This window comes from Ferrimicrobium acidiphilum DSM 19497 (assembly GCF_000949255.1).
Classification (GTDB): domain Bacteria; phylum Actinomycetota; class Acidimicrobiia; order Acidimicrobiales; family Acidimicrobiaceae; genus Ferrimicrobium; species Ferrimicrobium acidiphilum.
On record NZ_JXUW01000006.1, the window covers coordinates 126,608 to 142,111 of the forward strand.

General features: G+C 51.6%; 14 protein-coding genes. 10 read left to right on the plus strand and 4 right to left on the minus strand.

The window, feature by feature from the left end:
* Positions 1-8: 8 nt before the first annotated feature.
* A complete protein-coding gene (fliD, locus tag FEAC_RS04845; RefSeq protein ID WP_035391039.1) occupies positions 9-2,552 on the minus strand; it encodes a flagellar filament capping protein FliD in 2,544 nt (847 codons plus the stop codon).
* Positions 2,553-2,673: 121 nt separating this feature from the next.
* The gene (locus FEAC_RS04850) at positions 2,674-3,507 is read right to left on the minus strand and encodes a flagellin N-terminal helical domain-containing protein (RefSeq protein WP_035391040.1); all 834 of its coding nucleotides are present in this window, start codon (positions 3,505-3,507) and stop codon (positions 2,674-2,676) included.
* Positions 3,508-3,741: 234 nt separating this feature from the next.
* Between FEAC_RS04850 and FEAC_RS04855 the strand changes: the two genes are divergently transcribed.
* Positions 3,742-5,109, plus strand: coding sequence for a glycosyltransferase family 4 protein (locus FEAC_RS04855; RefSeq protein ID WP_035391042.1), 1,368 nt, complete (start codon positions 3,742-3,744; stop codon positions 5,107-5,109).
* A gap of 71 nt (positions 5,110-5,180) precedes the next feature.
* Positions 5,181-5,906 carry a nitrogenase component 1 family protein gene (locus FEAC_RS04860; protein ID WP_035391044.1) on the plus strand — a complete coding sequence of 242 codons (726 nt, stop codon included), beginning with the start codon at positions 5,181-5,183 and terminating at the stop codon, positions 5,904-5,906.
* 18 nt (positions 5,907-5,924) lie between these two features.
* Here the strand turns inward: FEAC_RS04860 and FEAC_RS15485 are convergent, their stop codons facing one another.
* A complete protein-coding gene (locus FEAC_RS15485) occupies positions 5,925-6,080 on the minus strand; it encodes a hypothetical protein (protein ID WP_156099310.1) in 156 nt (51 codons plus the stop codon).
* 120 nt (positions 6,081-6,200) lie between these two features.
* On the opposite strand from FEAC_RS15485, the gene FEAC_RS04865 reads away from it, so the two are divergent.
* The 4 genes from FEAC_RS04865 to FEAC_RS04875 all read left to right on the plus strand — a co-directional run bounded on the left by FEAC_RS04865 (position 6,201) and on the right by FEAC_RS04875 (position 8,991).
* Complete coding sequence (locus FEAC_RS04865; RefSeq protein WP_169741683.1) at positions 6,201-7,280, plus strand: HAD-IIIC family phosphatase; 1,080 nt, start codon at positions 6,201-6,203, stop codon at positions 7,278-7,280.
* 575 nt (positions 7,281-7,855) lie between these two features.
* Positions 7,856-8,125, plus strand: coding sequence for a transposase family protein (locus FEAC_RS14565; RefSeq protein ID WP_081901215.1), 270 nt, complete (start codon positions 7,856-7,858; stop codon positions 8,123-8,125).
* Between the two features lie 82 nt (positions 8,126-8,207).
* A complete protein-coding gene (locus FEAC_RS16320; RefSeq protein WP_371525198.1) occupies positions 8,208-8,312 on the plus strand; it encodes a hypothetical protein in 105 nt (34 codons plus the stop codon).
* On the plus strand, positions 8,269-8,991 hold the full coding sequence (locus tag FEAC_RS04875; protein ID WP_052565618.1) for an ISL3 family transposase: 723 nt from the start codon (positions 8,269-8,271) through the stop codon (positions 8,989-8,991). The genes FEAC_RS16320 and FEAC_RS04875 overlap by 44 nt, the downstream gene beginning before the upstream one ends.
* A 141-nt stretch (positions 8,992-9,132) precedes the next feature.
* On the opposite strand, the gene FEAC_RS04880 is transcribed toward FEAC_RS04875, so the two are convergent.
* The gene (locus FEAC_RS04880) at positions 9,133-9,492 is read right to left on the minus strand and encodes a hypothetical protein (protein ID WP_052574668.1); all 360 of its coding nucleotides are present in this window, start codon (positions 9,490-9,492) and stop codon (positions 9,133-9,135) included.
* A gap of 303 nt (positions 9,493-9,795) precedes the next feature.
* Between FEAC_RS04880 and FEAC_RS04890 the strand changes: the two genes are divergently transcribed.
* The 4 genes from FEAC_RS04890 to FEAC_RS04905 all read left to right on the plus strand — a co-directional run.
* Complete coding sequence (locus tag FEAC_RS04890) at positions 9,796-9,975, plus strand: hypothetical protein (RefSeq protein WP_052565624.1); 180 nt, start codon at positions 9,796-9,798, stop codon at positions 9,973-9,975.
* 45 nt (positions 9,976-10,020) lie between these two features.
* Entirely contained in the window at positions 10,021-10,332 is a 312-nt protein-coding gene (locus FEAC_RS04895) for a helix-turn-helix domain-containing protein (protein ID WP_052565626.1), read from the plus strand.
* A gap of 973 nt (positions 10,333-11,305) precedes the next feature.
* On the plus strand, positions 11,306-14,371 hold the full coding sequence (locus tag FEAC_RS04900) for a glycosyltransferase (protein ID WP_035391052.1): 3,066 nt from the start codon (positions 11,306-11,308) through the stop codon (positions 14,369-14,371).
* 558 nt (positions 14,372-14,929) lie between these two features.
* Positions 14,930-15,504 (plus strand): helix-turn-helix domain-containing protein (locus FEAC_RS04905; RefSeq protein ID WP_160290331.1); only part of this gene is annotated, 575 nt, incomplete at its 3' end.

The following is a 15,504-nucleotide window of genomic DNA, read 5'->3' on the forward strand; positions in this document are numbered from 1 at the left end:
CTTTCCTGTTACCCACCCGTTGGAAGTTGAGCAATCGCACTAGCGAGGGAACTCCCTTGGTTCTTAAGTGAACCAAGCTGCACTTCCATATTGCTGAACTCCTGTTGGAGCATCTTCTGTTCTGATTGAATCATCGGCGTGTAGTTGTTGTACTGTTGTTGCAAACTCGAGATTTGCTGGTTGATACTCGAGATGGTGTTAGAAATAGATCCGGTGATCGGATCCGAGGCACCGTATCCTGTAGCACCCATGCCACCTGCTACGCCTTGTGTGTAGACAAAGTTCCCGAGGTTGGTGGCACTCGTAATCCCATTAGCTGTAACTTGGAGAGAGAGGCCGGCAAGGGTCGGGTTATTTATAGGAGCGCTAAGGAATTGTCCGCTACCTGTGGCGGTTACTCCATTGATCGTCCCAGCAACGTCTGTGCCGGTATAGGTCGTACCGCTTGCAGTGAGGCCCAACTGGCCAGTTGTGCCGCTGGTGGCGACACTAAAGCTCGACGCAGAACCGTAGTTGTCAGAGGATAGTACCAGTTGTGATCCTGATGAAGTAGTCTTCACCGATGCGTTCATCGCCATACCAGAGGACGCGAAGGCCGCATTCAGCCCTGTGGCGATATTGGCTAGAGATTCCCCTGCGCTTGCAGCGTAGGTAGCGGTAGAACTACCTGATGTGATTGAGAGGGTCTCAGCGCTCGTTATCGAGCCGCTTGAAATCACGCTACCAGTGTCAACAGCTTGAGTAGCGGAGTGCGATACTACGACTGCGTAACTGCCAGGTTGGGTTGCGTTGCCCGCGTAGCTTAATGTAACCGAGCCTGAGTATGCATTGGACGATGCCTGCAGTGTCCCGCCTTGGATAAACAACGATGCGACCTGCGATGGGTTGGCGTCGTAGGCTTGAGCGAAGGTGGTTGCATTGAAGTTGATGGAGCCATTCTTGTTCAGCGTGATGCCGTCGTTGGCCGCCGTTGTGCCATTCAGACCGACCGCACTAGCGACGGTACCGAGGATCTGTGATGTGAGCGCATTGAGGTTAGGGTCGCCCATAAGCGGGCCACCTTGCTTTGTAGTTGCGTTGTAACCGGCGTACTTGTTGATATCCGCTAGTGCGGTGTTAGCGGCGGTGATGAGCTTCTGTACATTAGCAGCCATCTTGGTCCCGTCAGGAGTCACTGAAAGTGTTACTGGCGACGACCCTGGTGCTTGGGCAGAGACAAGATTAATACTGACGCCTGGCAGAACTCCGGTGACGGTGTTGGTCTGTGAAGAGAGCTCATAGCCGCTACTGCCACCGACGCTGATGACGGCATTTTGCCCCGCCGTTACTGTGTTAAAGCTTCCGAGAGCCGATGAAAATGGCGCAGACTCAACTGTTATGTTTCCATTGGTCCCGGTGGTGTTTGACGCCAGCTGAAGGATGTAGGCATTCGTACCAACCTGCACTGCCGAGGCGGTAACGCCCGAGTTTGATGAGTTGATGCTGCTCACTACCGAACTCAAGCTCCCACTGCCAGCGGATACCTCAGATGCGCTGAAGCTACCCTTTGAGAGTCCAAACGAGCCAATCCCCATGGTTACCGTTCCGCCAGTGCCGTCGGTGAGCGTCGTGGTCGAGCCTGATTGAATGTTGTTGATCGCAGTAGCCGTACCATCGAGCGTGATCGAACCAGCAGTTCCGACAGAGGTGGTTGATTGCGTGCTTAGCCCGAGAGAGGAGAGCGCTGTGCCTCCGGTGAGTTGCAAAGAGGCGGAGCTACCGAGCAACGATGTTCCAAGTTGGAGTTGCCCCCGAGAGTTCACTTGAGCATTGAGTAGTGGAGTGCCCGAAGCACTTGTTGCGGTGCTGATCGCTTGTGCGAGCTGAGATGGCGTGTAGGTGCCACTCGCGATTGTGAAGGTCGTGGCAGTTCCATTTACAGTTGCATTGATGGTGTCATTGGAGGACCCGATAGTCACGGAGCTCGCTAAAGCGCTCGTACCGGTCGCGGTGCCACCGGTGAGTGCTTGGGTAACGTTGAATGAGTGAGATCCAACAGCGAGAGAACTGCCAGCCAAGGAACTGACTCCGAACCCAGCTGCGCTTGAGGAGAGTAGAAAGTTGCCTGAGGCAACAGTAGAAGATAGCGAGCTTACGGTGTTTGCGCCAGCTAAGACGTTGGCTTGGGCGAGTTGATTGACGTTGAAGCTGATGGTAGAGGGGGTAGCCCCGGTCGAGGTGGTGGCTGTCGCGACACTCGAATTCGAGGTGGTGGCGGAGGTCATTTGCCAGTTCGAAGATGACGTTAGGTTGTTTGCGGCGGTTTGGAGGTTGAGGAAGTCGCTGGAGAGCTGTTGGTAATCGTTCAGGTTGTTTTTTAACGATGTGATCTGATTCGCAATATCAACTTGAGGCTGTTCATAGGCCTGCATGAGCGCGTTGATGATTGCAGTGGTGTTTAGTCCTGATATCACCCCATTGAATTGAATGGCGGGAGCGAAGGGGCTGGTGTAGTTGTTTGTGCTCGTAGACGTAGTAGACGACGTACTCGAAGTGGGTGAAATCGCAGACATATGACCTCCCTAAATGTCTAGATGAATATTGTTCTTAGGTAATGTTAAGAAAAACGCGATGGCGAAACCCAAAATGGGCCGAGGATGGATAATCCCCGGCCCATAATAAGAATACGGGAAACTAAGGGATCAGTTTCAAGATGAGCTGTGGCAGCGCTTGAGCTTGTGACAACATCCCGACGCCAGCCTGCATCAGTACCTGCTGGGACGAGAATGTGGTCATCGCCTTGGCCATATTGGTATCAACCAGCGTCGAGTTCGCCGCCGTCACGTTTTGCTGGGCCACGGTGTCGTTCGCGATGATAGCTTGAATCTGGTTCTGAGCCGCACCTACGCTCGCCTCAGCGCTGGCCACCGCAGTGATAGCTGCCTGAACTGATGCCATTGCAGACAATGCAGCCGACGACGTACTGATATTGGTAGATGCCGTACCGACACCTAGCGATGCAGCACCGAGGTTGCCGATACTCACCACAACCTGATCGACAGAAGTTGCATAAGCACCAATCTGGAACGACTGGTTGCTATAGGTTCCATTCAGCAACTGCGTACTACCAAACTGGGTAGAGTTAGCAATCTGATTGAGCTGATTTTGCAGCGCAAGAAACTCTTGTTGCTGAGCATTGTTCGAGGTCTTGTTGTTCGCGCCAGCGTTCGCAGCTTGGGTAGCCAACTGGTTCATGGTCTGCAAGATCGAGATCTGCTGGTTCATGGCACCTGTTGCAATCTGAAGCACCGAGACGGCGTTCTGACCGTTATTGATAGCCACACCGAGGCCATTCGCCTGAGTCTGGAGGCCCTGAGAGATGACGTAGCCAGCAGCATTATTAGCTGCTGTCTGGATCTTCAGACCTGAAGACAACTGGTTGATCGTCGTCTGCATCGCGTTGTTGGTTGCGTTTAGGTTGTTGTACGCCTCAATCGCCGAGATGTTGGTATTAACTGATAGGGACATGAATCCTCCTTGAATTCCCTTGTATTCATATACGTAACGTTTGGGAAGACCAAGCGTCTTTGAGTGCATCGGTAGTTAGATCGGGCAACTTTATAAGTTTTTCATCTAGTTGTACTTCATTTCCATTCTCGTGTGTCGATGCCAGCATGCAACGGACAAGAGGATAGGTGCACGGAATGTCTCGGTCGAGCGGATGTTCTGAGCCAGTGGGTCGGGAAATAGGAGTTATGTGACATGCAGATCGTCTTTGAGGGTAATACTCGCTTTGACAACAGCTATGGCATTGTCAACTTAAACCTTGCAGATGCGTTGAGGTCACGTGGGCATCGAGTGTTTGTCAACGCTTGGGACCAGAGCCAAGAAGAGTGTGACGAGAGCTGTGTGACACTCGGGCTGTTCCCCTTTTCGCCAAAACCGGTAGAGGAACAGGATATCTGCATTCGACAATTCTGGCCACCACACTGGGATCGGCCGAAAGCTCGTGTCTTTATCGTGATCCAACCATGGGAGTTTGGTGGCGTGCCACTTCAATGGATACACCAGCTAGATCACGTCGATCAGATATGGGCATGTACTAAGTTCGTAAAGTCGTGCTGGGTCGAAGGTGGTGCAGAACCGACAAAGATCCACATTGTCCCTAACGGAGTACATCAAAGCGAAGATAAGACGGTGACCAAGAACCTGGGCCAACTTCTGTTTTTGGGGGGAGGTATCTGGCGTAAGGGTGTGGACCTGTTCATTCAAGCAGTTGACGGGTTGAATGACGATGAACTGAGCCGAATATCCGTAGTAATCAAGGAGTCAGGTGTTGATTCGTTCTATCGGAATCGATCACTGGTGGAGATATTCTTGGCCAAGTATCCGCGAGTAGAGGCGGTGACCCAGCTCCGGGGCGAAAGCATGAGCCGTAACGACTTGGATGACTTGATCGCACGCTCACAAGCACTCGTTCATCCCTACCGGGCTGAGGGTTTCTATCTCGGTGGACTAGAGGCGATGAGCCTTGGAACCAACGTTGTCATTACTCGAGGTGGCGCCGGAGACGATTATGCCAATGATAACAATGCAGTAATGGTTGATGCAGTCACAGTGATCAGAGATGGAGAGACTATACACGACCAGGGTCCAATTGGGGGCATGAGTCATTGGCTCGAGGCCAGAGTCGACGATCTCACTCGAGCTATTCGCGAGGTACTTACTCCAAGCGAGGTAATGGAGAGTCGTGCCATCGCAGGATATCAGACTGCCGCCAAGTTTTCTTGGGATAATAGTGCTCGTTGTGCTGAGTTGGCCATAACTTCCGCGCTCACCGGCGATTCGCGGATTGATGAATTTGTGAGCGTCGAAAGCGCCGTTGATACTGTTCTGACTGAATGGACGCCAGAATCGTTGTCTTTCGCGGTCGGGTTGTTAATTGAGAAGCACGACTTTCATGGAGCACAGGAGTTAATTGCTTGCTATGCGCCTCATGACCTCGATGGTTATACAAGTAGTTTGTCGGAATATCTCAAAGTAATTACCTTGAGACAAGTCGACCTGTGGCACGACGCTGCCTATCGCATTCGCATTCACAGTGTTGTCGATACTTTGGAAAGCGCCTAGACGGACCACGGAAGAGTCCAGAGGTAAATGTCACTAGGTTAAAAATTGGACCGTGAGATAAAGGGGAACAGATGTACTTCAAATTAGGCTTCTGCAGCGCTGCGGACCTGGCCGAGGCGGAACGACGAGCGGTGCGCGCCCATTGGCCCCATTTAGTCCTCGTCTCCCTCATGCCAGATGCGGCGCTGGAAGTGGCATTAAGCAACCTTGCATCGCATGTCAGGGCCGTGGTACTGCCAGCGATTGGATCCGCACAGGTAATCGCTGTACTGCGTTCGCTTGCGGCAGCTGAATTGCAATTACCGCCGGGAACACCACTACTGGACTGGGATGATGTCGAAAATACTTATCAGGCTTGGATGCACCAGGTATATCTACCTTTCCAGAGACAGGTGTGTCCTTATGATCCCGAGGGATTACGGCCAATTAGTGAACCGCCCGAACACTTAAACCTCGAGGTAATAGGTAGCTGCACCGCGGAGTTCTTGACCCACTATGCCCCTATTGTCGTAGAGCAACTAGAGACTAAGCTCACGGTGCAACACGTCATCCAGAACCATCCAGTGACAATTACGAGGTTTGGTAATACACCCGACATCCAGATAGTAATACCACCGCTGCGCTATATGCACCCGCAAACATTCGATGATTTTATGGCGTGGGACGACTATGACCGCAAGTTCGAAGAGAGCGTCGTTCATATGTACCGCTACCTTGACACGATCGTTAATGGCATGCCATGCAGCCAACGTTATGTTACCAACTTCATGGAACCATTTAGCAATCCTCTTGGCTAAGATTTCGATCGCCGCAACCTAAGCAACTTCAAATATTTCTTGGCGAGCCTCAACGAGGCCATAGTTGAGTGGTGCGACAGGCAGCCCAATACCTGGCTTATCGATGCCAACGAAATCTCTGCCTTGGTCGGCCGGTGCCGCTCGGATGAGGAACTCGTTGCCTTTTATGGTCACCGCACCCCCTTCGATCCTCACGACGACTGGGTTGAGAGCGAGAACCCGCTCTCCCCCTACCCTGTCATCGAGAGTTTTCAGATGGACAGTGGTCTTTTCTACTGTACACTCTTGCGTCACATGCTCTCCCGGAGGCTTACTCTGCTCGGCCGCTCCCCTGTCAAGCTCGTGATAACCGACCTTGACAACACGCTGTGGCGCGGGGTGGCTGCCGATGGTTCTATTGGCGAGTGGTCGGGTAGACCATCTGCCTACGTCGAGGCACTCCAAGTCATAAAGCGACGCGGAATCCTTCTCGCAGTCGCCAGCAAAAATGACGATAGCTATATTCGAAGTCACTGGAATGAAATAACGTCGTTCGGCCGCGATCCATTGGGCATGAATCTCAGCCTGGATGACTTCGTGATGACCAGGATCAACTTTCGCCCCAAACCAGATAATATTGCTGAGATTCTCGCTGCCACGAATATTCTACCAGAGAACACTGTTTTCATTGACGATAACCCGCTCGAACGGGAAGCAGTGCAAGCTGCATTCCCTCAGATTCGCACCTTAGGTGCCGAGCTGAATTATTTGCGACGCGAGCTGCTATACAGCCCATATACACAGCGCTCCATGCTGACAGATGAAGATCATCATCGAACCGAATTGACACGAACACGAATTGACTTCTTTGAAGTAGTGAATCACGCTAATGTAGCGGGAGAGTTTCTTGCACATTTGGATTTAACTTTGCGAATTGGTCGATGTGATGAAGTGCGAAGCAAAGCGATGGTTCGGTGTGTTCAACTGTTCAATAAGACAAATCAATGGAACATCAATGGTCATCGATTGACTAACGAAGAAGTGCAGACCCTAATGGATCAGCAGCATATCCTAGTATGGGGTGAGGTCGAAGACAGAAATGGATCATATGGTATTGTGGCTGCTGCCATGATCGATGTCACCCAAAGAATGGTGACTCACCTTGTAGTTAGCTGTCGCGTTATTGGCATGGGAGTCGATGAGGCTATCGTTGATCAGCTGTGCCAGGCCTTCGGTCCGCTTAGGATTGATTTTGTACCAACAGACCGCAATCGAGCTGCGCAGTCCTTCATGTCTAACTACGACCTGAACGATTACTTCTATCCCGGTATTGCGCCGAACCACATACATGTACTCCAGCCATTGCTGGCAACTGAGCCAAATTATATTGAGTAACGTCGGATTTTGTAAAGGCCGTGCGACACGAGTATTCCAGACAAGGAGTTGCAGAAGTTGGTGCCCCATGAGACATCTTGGGCTTTATTGACACTCATGTGTTTAGACGTGACGCGAATTTAGTGTGTAGAGCTAGGTCGGCGAGGGTATGTGTGGTCGTAATTGCTGTATGATAATCACGCACAGGTTTTGAGTTCTGGTCCACAGAAGCTCGAAAGTCTTGCTGTAAATTGATGGATTTGGTGATTATGGCAAGTGAGTCAAGATCAGTGTCGCTCGCTTGAATCCGGTTGGCTACCACTGTGTTTAGATTCTCGGTGAGGGTAGCAAAACTATGGACTGACGCATGATAGTCGGCGATATTGGTGCTCGCCTTTGCCCTAGGCCCCCTCTGGTATCCCGGTCTTTAATTTGGCTCTATTGATGACATTCATGTGGATAGATTTGGCCTGGATCTGATCCATAGCCCCAGTTCAGTGGGGGTATTTGAGGCTGAAGTAGCTGTATGAGAAACGCGCACGGTTTCTGAGCTCTAAATTTGGTGTTAGCAACCCATCAAAAAGGAGTTCAGAACCGTGCGCGCTACCTCTCTAGTTAAGCAGATGCTGGGGCTTCGCAGTGTTACCGTCGTCGAGGTTTTAGTTCGTCCACACGAACTGCTGGTAAAGCTCAGGCTTACCCGATCGCGGTTGGTATGCCCGAAATGCTCCTATACGACCCGGTCCTGTTATGACACGAGAACGCTCGACTCCCGTTGGAGACACCTCGACATCGGGACTCACCAGACGTGGCTCTCGTGCCAACTGAGACGACTCCGGTGTCCAACCCACGGGGTGATCACTTAAGGCAGTACCATTTGCCCGACCAGTTGGGGAGTCTCGGTTTACGAGGGACTTCGAGCACTTGGTAGCTTGGGCATGTGCCAAGATGGATAAGACCACGGTGACAAAACTGCTCAGAGTCGCCTGGCGCACGGTAGGAACGATCTGTGAACGAGTCGTCACGCCAAGAGCTCGATCCCAACCGTCTTGATGACCTCTTCATTCTTGGAGTTGACGAGATCAGTTATCGCAAACACCACAACTACCTAACGCTTGTCACCAATCACGAGACGGGCAAGATCGTCTATGGGGCAGAGGGGAAAAGTGCCAAGAGTCTAGATGAATTCTTCGATGACCTGGGTGAAGAACGGATTGCCAAGATCAAGGCAGCCACCATGGATCTCGGTCCAGCCTTTGCCAAGGCCTTCCGCGAGAAGGCACCTAACGCCGAGATCTGTCTCGATCCATTTCATGTGGTTAAGTTGGGAACCGAGGCCCTAGAGGAGGTACGCAAAGACCTTTGGCGGGAGATGAGAAAGCTCCCATCTCCTGTCTATGCCCGTAAGTTCGCCGGGGCAAGGTGGGCGCTATTGAAGAATCCAGGAACCCTAACCAAGCGTCAAGGATTAGCCCTCTTAGCCATCAAACAACGAGGGGGAGCTCTGTGGCGAGCCTATGAGATGAAGGAGTCCTTACGGGCGATCTTTGCTGGAGACCTCGAAATCGACGAGGTGAATGAGATGCTCGATCACTGGTGCAAGCGAGCCTCACGCTCACGACTATCAAGTTTCATCCGGTTATCAAAGACCATCCGTACTCATAGAGAAGGTATCCTCGCCTCCATCAGACTTGGGGTATCCAACGGGAGGGTCGAGGGACTCAACGCATGAGTCCGCTCCATCATTGCCCGCTCGTATGGGTTTCACTCCGCCAAGGCTACCCTGGCCCTGGTGATGTTAGCTTGTGGACCGATTGACTTAAAGTTACCCTATGAAAGGGCGAGTTTATCCACATGAATGTCAATAGAGCCTTTAATTTTGAGCCAAGTTTTCAAGCAGCGGCTTTGAGTTTTGCGTGTTCGAGATAGTTGCCGACATAGTTATCAAGCGTGTTGAGTGCGCGCTGTAATCCGGTGGGGGCCGGCTGTTGATTGGCTGCAAGAAGGGTGGCAGAATACGCTGACCTAGCTTGGTGTAGGTAATAGCAAAGCGGATCCCTTCAGACGTGAGCGTATAGCTGTTGGTGTGGGGAATCCTTGTGATGAGACCTTTGAGACGCAGTTTACGCAGGGCATAGGTCATCTGCGTGGCGCTATAGGGACCACCAAACAGCTGGGACACCGAGGAGCGAAGGCTCTTGTTGGTGACGCCGATGACGGTATTGAGCGCCACGTGAGAGCGCACCGGCTAGGGCCATGTGCGCGTTTATCCCCAAAGCGTATCACTACCGTTCTTCTGCTCTCCTGTAGCGAGGGCCGTGAGATCCGTTCCCAAAGAGCACAGTCTCGATGCCACAGCCCTGACCGGTACGTTGGATGTCAAGTAGCCGATGATTGGCCTGGCGAGCCTTGTCGATCAACTCGGCGAGATTACGGAGGTGACGTTGCGCACCAAGGTCGGTTGGACTATTGACCACGGTTTCGATACGGGGTGCACTACCCTCCTCGAGGTATTCCTTGATACGAGGATACGAGAGTGTCTGTAGAACGCGTTGATGGTGACATCGGTGCCGCGGGTCACAATCGTGGTTGCAAACTCAGCGCGGTGTGTTTTGCCTATCTGGTGCAGATTTCGGAGGTTTTCGGACACCCGTTTCGGTCCAATCCGGACACCCGTTTCGGAGTTTTCGGACACCTAGACAGGGTGGGCCACTGAGGTAGCCATACTGAATCGGACAACGAGTTTTCCGAGGAGGTAGTTGTGTCACGTCCCCGCATCATCATGCGCCAAATCAGAGAAGTACTAAGGCTCTCACTTTCCGAGCGCCGCTCAATACGAGAAATCTCTCAAGCCTGTTCGCTCCCAAAGAGCACGGTATCTGACTATGTCAAACGGGCAAAGCAAGCTGGGTTGAGTTGGCCGCTTCGAGAAGACCTTGACGACGATGGTTTAGAGTCCCTATTGTTTGGGGCCAACACGCCACCCGTTCATGCTAAACCAATGCCCGATCTTGGCTATCTACACCGGGAGTTGAAGCGTCCCCATATGACGTTAATGCTCCTCTGGCTCTGAGTACCGAGAGGCCCATCCCGATGGCTATGGCTACACCCAGTTCTGCGAGTACTATCGACGATTCACGTGCGTATTCCTGCGAAATGTGCCACCCATTCTCGCTGAAATGTGCCACCCCCTAGAGGGCGCGAGACGGACTGTTTGAAGTGTATATCTAATGGGTCGGGAATTGGCTCCTTTCGATTGATTTATGTGCACCCCAAAGGTCGGAGCTCTACTCCCTTTGGATGGTTGTATCCTCAGTTGAGAAAATCGTTGAGCCGACTAGCGAGACGCTGTGCACCATCTCTGCTCTGACCGATGACAACGATCAGTTCGTCGTTGTCGCGACGTAGCTTGACCATCCACGACCGCTCCTCGCTTCGATTTCTTGTACTAGCGGAACCAAAGTGCACCTCTGCTGTGACCGGTCCTCTCCTTCGTCGTCGATGAGCAGCTACACGACAGGCGGCCGAGCAGTACCGTGCCGGTCTTCCTCTGGGTTGTTCGTCCAGTATCTGGTCGCATCCCGGCCCCTCGCAGATCCTTGACAACGATGGTTTCGTAACGTTACGTAATAGCTCTCGACTTTGTTCTTGTCGGCTCACACTCATGCCTTCTTTGTCCTCATGGAGGTCCCGCCCAGAGTCTTCGCTTTCCTAGTTTTCCGTTCTTACGCGTCTCCCATGCCTATATTCTCCTTGCTTTAAGGGAGAACCGTGTCCCGTATCGTGAGTAGTTTCACCAACGGGATCTTCGCTTCTATGCAAAAATATCTGGGCCCTATTGTTTCTGAGCAAACTTCCGATGAGGGACACTAGCTCCAGCGTGTAGCGCTGCGCCTGCCGCGTTGTACCTTCGTTAGTTGAGAAATTACGATCCTACAGGCAGCTCGGAGCTATATGGGTACTTGAAATGTGTAAAGACGGCTGGCTCTGTACCGATAGAACGTCATGGTTTTATCACAACTGCTCTCTAAGCCGTGGTTGGGCTTATGAAGGTCGTCATTGAGGGTGCTACACGTCAGACGAGCAGTCGTGGCATCGTAAATGTAAATCTCGCACATGCTCTGGCGCTGCGGGGCCTAGATATTACCGTTTCTCCTTGGGACTGCACCCTTGATGAATTGGATGAGTGTACGTCTGTTATGTTTGCAGGAGCCCGCCAGTTCTGTATCGGTGATCCTCATGACGATGTTGATGTTCGCATCCGTCAGGTTTGGCCACCTGTCTGGTCTAAGCCGTACACAGCAGAGCTATTCATTGTGATTGAGCCATTTGAGTCTGGTTCTATCCCGCTTTCCTGGTTGGCAGATATTGAGTCAGTAGATGCACTTTGGGTCCCATCAAATTTTGTTAAGCAAGCTTATGTTCAGGCGGGCGTTCATCCTGGAAAGGTATGGGTTGTGCCAAATGGCACTGATGCACCACGATATCAGATTTCTGAAAGAAAATTGTTATATGACAAAGATGAATATCGAATTGGATTCATAGGCGAATGCAATTCTCGAGCAGGTATTGATGTAGCATTTGCCGGCCTTAATGCTCTTAGCTCAAGCTATCTCGATAAGTGTTCGTTTATCATCAAGGAACCAGGCAGTGATGGCTACCTTGGCGACCCGTCATTACTCGAAGCTCTGATGTCCAGGTACCCTCGTGTCGCGCCAAAGTGCGATTTGGTTACCGCAAGTCTATCTCGAGTGGAAGTTCTACAGCTGGTTCATTCCTTTGACTTGCTTCTTCACCCATATCGTTCTCAGGGTTTTGGATTGCCGCCGATCGAGGCGATGTCTCTACAGACCCTAGTAGCGGTTACAGCTAATGGCGCGACCTCTGAATTTGCAGGCCCCGAGAGTGCAATCATGATTGCCTCTGAATTAGTAATAGAGCATATGCAGACTGTTGACGGTCAAATCATGGCAAGCACCGTATATCATTATGAGCCAAACGCTATATCACTGGCGAATGGCATTAGATCGTACATTGACAATCCTGGTGTCTTTTCTGAAGTTATAAGGAATGCGTATGAGAGATCGTGTCAGTTTACTTGGGATCAAGTGGCTACTATCGCCGAGCAGTCGTTAGAGGAAATTTCCATTGGACGTCAACCATCTGACAAATTTACGACAGCACTGGCTGATCTGAGCGAGTCACTCAGGCTTTCTGATGCGGCCAATGTGGAAAGATCGGCTATGTCGCTGCTTGGCATAGGCGATTTGGTAACTGCATCAAGACAGTTTGATAGGTATGCTTCTACCCAAGGTGCATCAATGGCTGCGCGGACCTTGGGGCAAACGTTCAGACTCCAGTCGCAAGGATCCCCCGACCTGTGGAGCGGAGCAATCTACCGCGAAGGTCTTTATTCAGGGTGTGGAACTGTGGTTGCCGAGGGAGCTTATGTCCACATGTTCGAGGGCGAGGAGAAGGCATCTGCCGAGATCGCTAGTTATTTGGCCCAGTTCTTTGCTTCGTGCCATTCAATTCTTGATATTGGCTGTGGACAGGGCGCGTTGATGAGGAGGCTGCGGGCGCAAGGGAAACAGGTGCACGGGTTGGATAGTGATCCTAGTCTAGTCGGTAGGCTGAACGCTGAGGGTTTTGATGTCATTCAGGGAGTTGTGCCCGACGATCTGCAAAAGATCGATCAATTCAGTTTTGATGGAGTATTCATGGGACACATTGTAGAGCATCTCGAGCCCAAAAAGGTAGTAGAGATCCTGTCTTGGGTTAGGCAACATATTAGTGGTCGAGGCACCGTAGTTATCCAAACTCCCAATTTTGCCAATGACTTTGTGGGAGGGTTGAATTTCTGGCTGGATGCCTCTCATGTGAGGCCCTATCCTGTTCCGTTGTTGCGTACGTTGTTGGAGGTCACTGGCTTCGTGCCCAATATCGCGCACTGTCGAGAGGTAGGTCCGGTTGCGCCCCTTGATCTGATGGCGGTCGGTCATTGTGGTGTGCAGCTTGAGGCCCCTTTAGTTAATGATGCGACTCCTCAATTCGCAGCCCGCAAGCGGATTGCCCACTTTGGCATCTTCAGGGAAGGCGTTGGCTATGCATATGGTGGCTTAAATATTCTTGATGCAGTGGACCTCTCGGACGAAGAATGCGAGTTCATCATGGTCAATCTTGATTCGACGGGATCAGGTCATGAAGATTGCCTATCGTTTGATTCGGTGCCCCCCGATGTGATTTGGGATACGGCGATTGTTGATTGTCCAGCAGCATGGTTGCCATTAGTGATGCCGATGATTAAGAGTGGCAAGTTGATATGGCGAGCATTTATAGAGAGCTTCCCGCTTACACGGGAGGTAGCTGCAGCGGTGCGCCGATGCGATCAGATTTGGGCTGGGTCCGAATATGTTAAAGTGCTGTTGGCGCAGTCGGGTATTGATGAGCATCTTATTAGGGTCATGCCTCCCTCTCGGGAATTGGTTTTAAAAGCTCCTACGTTGGGATCGAGAGTTCCCAGGGCAGCTCGTAGGTTTTTGTCCATCTTCAAATGGGAAGCGAGAAAGGCACCTGACGTGCTCCTAGAGTGTTTCGCGGCGGCTCTTGCTCTCGCACCAGATATACGTCTAACTATTAAAACTTCAGGTGTATCAGATCGTGAGTTTTGGGAGTTAGTTGATGAAGTTGTTCATGACCGAGGTGAAATTCGAAAATTGCGGTCAGTGGTAGAGGTAATTGCTGGCGACCTCAGTCGGAGCGCTGTTCTTGAACTTTATCAGGATGCGGACGTCTTCTTGCTTCCAAGCAGGGGAGAAGGATTTGGACTACCGTTTTATGAGGCGGTTTCACATGGTATCCCCTGTATCGCACCAGCCGAGGGCGGACAGCGTGATTTCTTAGACGAGTCGAATTCCTTACTGGTCGAGTCGAAGCTCGTCCCTGCGGCACGGTCAGGTGGTGGTACTGCTTTTGCGGGGCATTATTGGAGGGAGGTCGATCATGCAGGTTTTACCCAGGCGATACTTTCGATTGCTTCCGATCCTGATATGTTCCAACGGCTTCGTGCTGGAGCTTTGACTTTTGCTCGTGATGCGATGGTTTCATTGTGATCTTCAACTAGGACCTGCTCTAAGTCGATATGCTCCGACAACCAGAGGGGTGGGTGAGACGTATGAAAATAGCTAGTATCGAGAAGCCATCGATTCAGCGTGCGCAAACTCATTGAGGTCTATGTTGTTCCCCAACGTGTGGATCACGCTAGATTACCTTTGTCTGTTGATGCACAACCGCATTCAAGCGTTTCCACTCATCTCTGAGTTACAGCCTTAGAAGGCGCTTGCTCTTCGTGAGAACATTGGAAAGTCGCACTCTTCCCAGAAGACTCGTCTACCGGCATGGAAGAAGATCGATGACATTGCATTTGCTAGCGATGCTGAAATCCTTGATTAGCTTCGATGTTGGGTCGAGCTTGATGAGGCACTTGCTGCAAGCGAGGTGCAACAGAATAAGGCTCTATTGACATTCATGTGGATAGATTTGGCCTGGATCTGATCCATAGCCCCAGTTCAGTGGGGGTATTTGAGGCTGAAGTAGCCACATAAGAAACGCACACGGTTTCTGAGCTCTAAATTTGGTGTTGGAAACCCATCAAAAAGGAGTTCAGAACCGTGCGCGCTACCTCTCTAGTTAAGCAGATGCTGGGCCTTCGCAGTGTCACCGTCATCGAGGTTTTAGTTCGTCCACACGAACTGCTGGTAAAGCTCAGGCTTACCCGATCGCGGTTGGTATGCCCTAAGTGCTCCTATACGACCCGGTCCTGTTATGACACGAGAACGCTCGACTCCCGATGGAGACACCTCGACATCGGGATTCACCAGACGTGGCTCTCGTGCCAGCTGAGACGACTCCGGTGTCCAACCCACGGGGTGATCACTGAGGCAGTACCATTTGCCCGACCAGTTGGGGAGTCGCGGTTTACGAGGGACTTCGAACACCTGGTAGCTTGGGCATGTGCCAAGATGGATAAGACCACGGTGACAAAACTGCTCAGAGTCGCCTGGCGTACGGTAGGAACGATCTGTGAACGAGTCGTCACTGAAGAGCTCGATCCCAACCGTCTTGATGACCTCTTCATTCTCGGGGTTGACGAGATCAGTTATCGCAAACACCACAACTACTTAACGCTTGTCACCAATCACGAGACGGGCAAGATCGTCTACGGGGCAGAGGGGAAAAGTGCCAA

Excerpts from the sequence above, each read along its gene's own strand:
- fliD (WP_035391039.1), bottom strand. The coding sequence starts at position 2,552 with ATGTCTGCGATTTCACCCACTTCGAGTACGTCGTCTACTACGTCTACG.
- FEAC_RS16320 (WP_371525198.1), top strand. The coding sequence starts at position 8,208 with ATGGATAAGACCACGGTGACAAAACTGCTCAGAGTCGCCTGGCGCACG.
- FEAC_RS04855 (WP_035391042.1), top strand. The coding sequence starts at position 3,742 with ATGCAGATCGTCTTTGAGGGTAATACTCGCTTTGACAACAGCTATGGC.
- FEAC_RS04850 (WP_035391040.1), bottom strand. The coding sequence starts at position 3,507 with ATGTCCCTATCAGTTAATACCAACATCTCGGCGATTGAGGCGTACAAC.
- FEAC_RS04860 (WP_035391044.1), top strand. The coding sequence starts at position 5,181 with ATGTACTTCAAATTAGGCTTCTGCAGCGCTGCGGACCTGGCCGAGGCG.
- FEAC_RS04865 (WP_169741683.1), top strand. The coding sequence starts at position 6,201 with ATGCTCTCCCGGAGGCTTACTCTGCTCGGCCGCTCCCCTGTCAAGCTC.
- FEAC_RS04900 (WP_035391052.1), top strand. The coding sequence starts at position 11,306 with ATGAAGGTCGTCATTGAGGGTGCTACACGTCAGACGAGCAGTCGTGGC.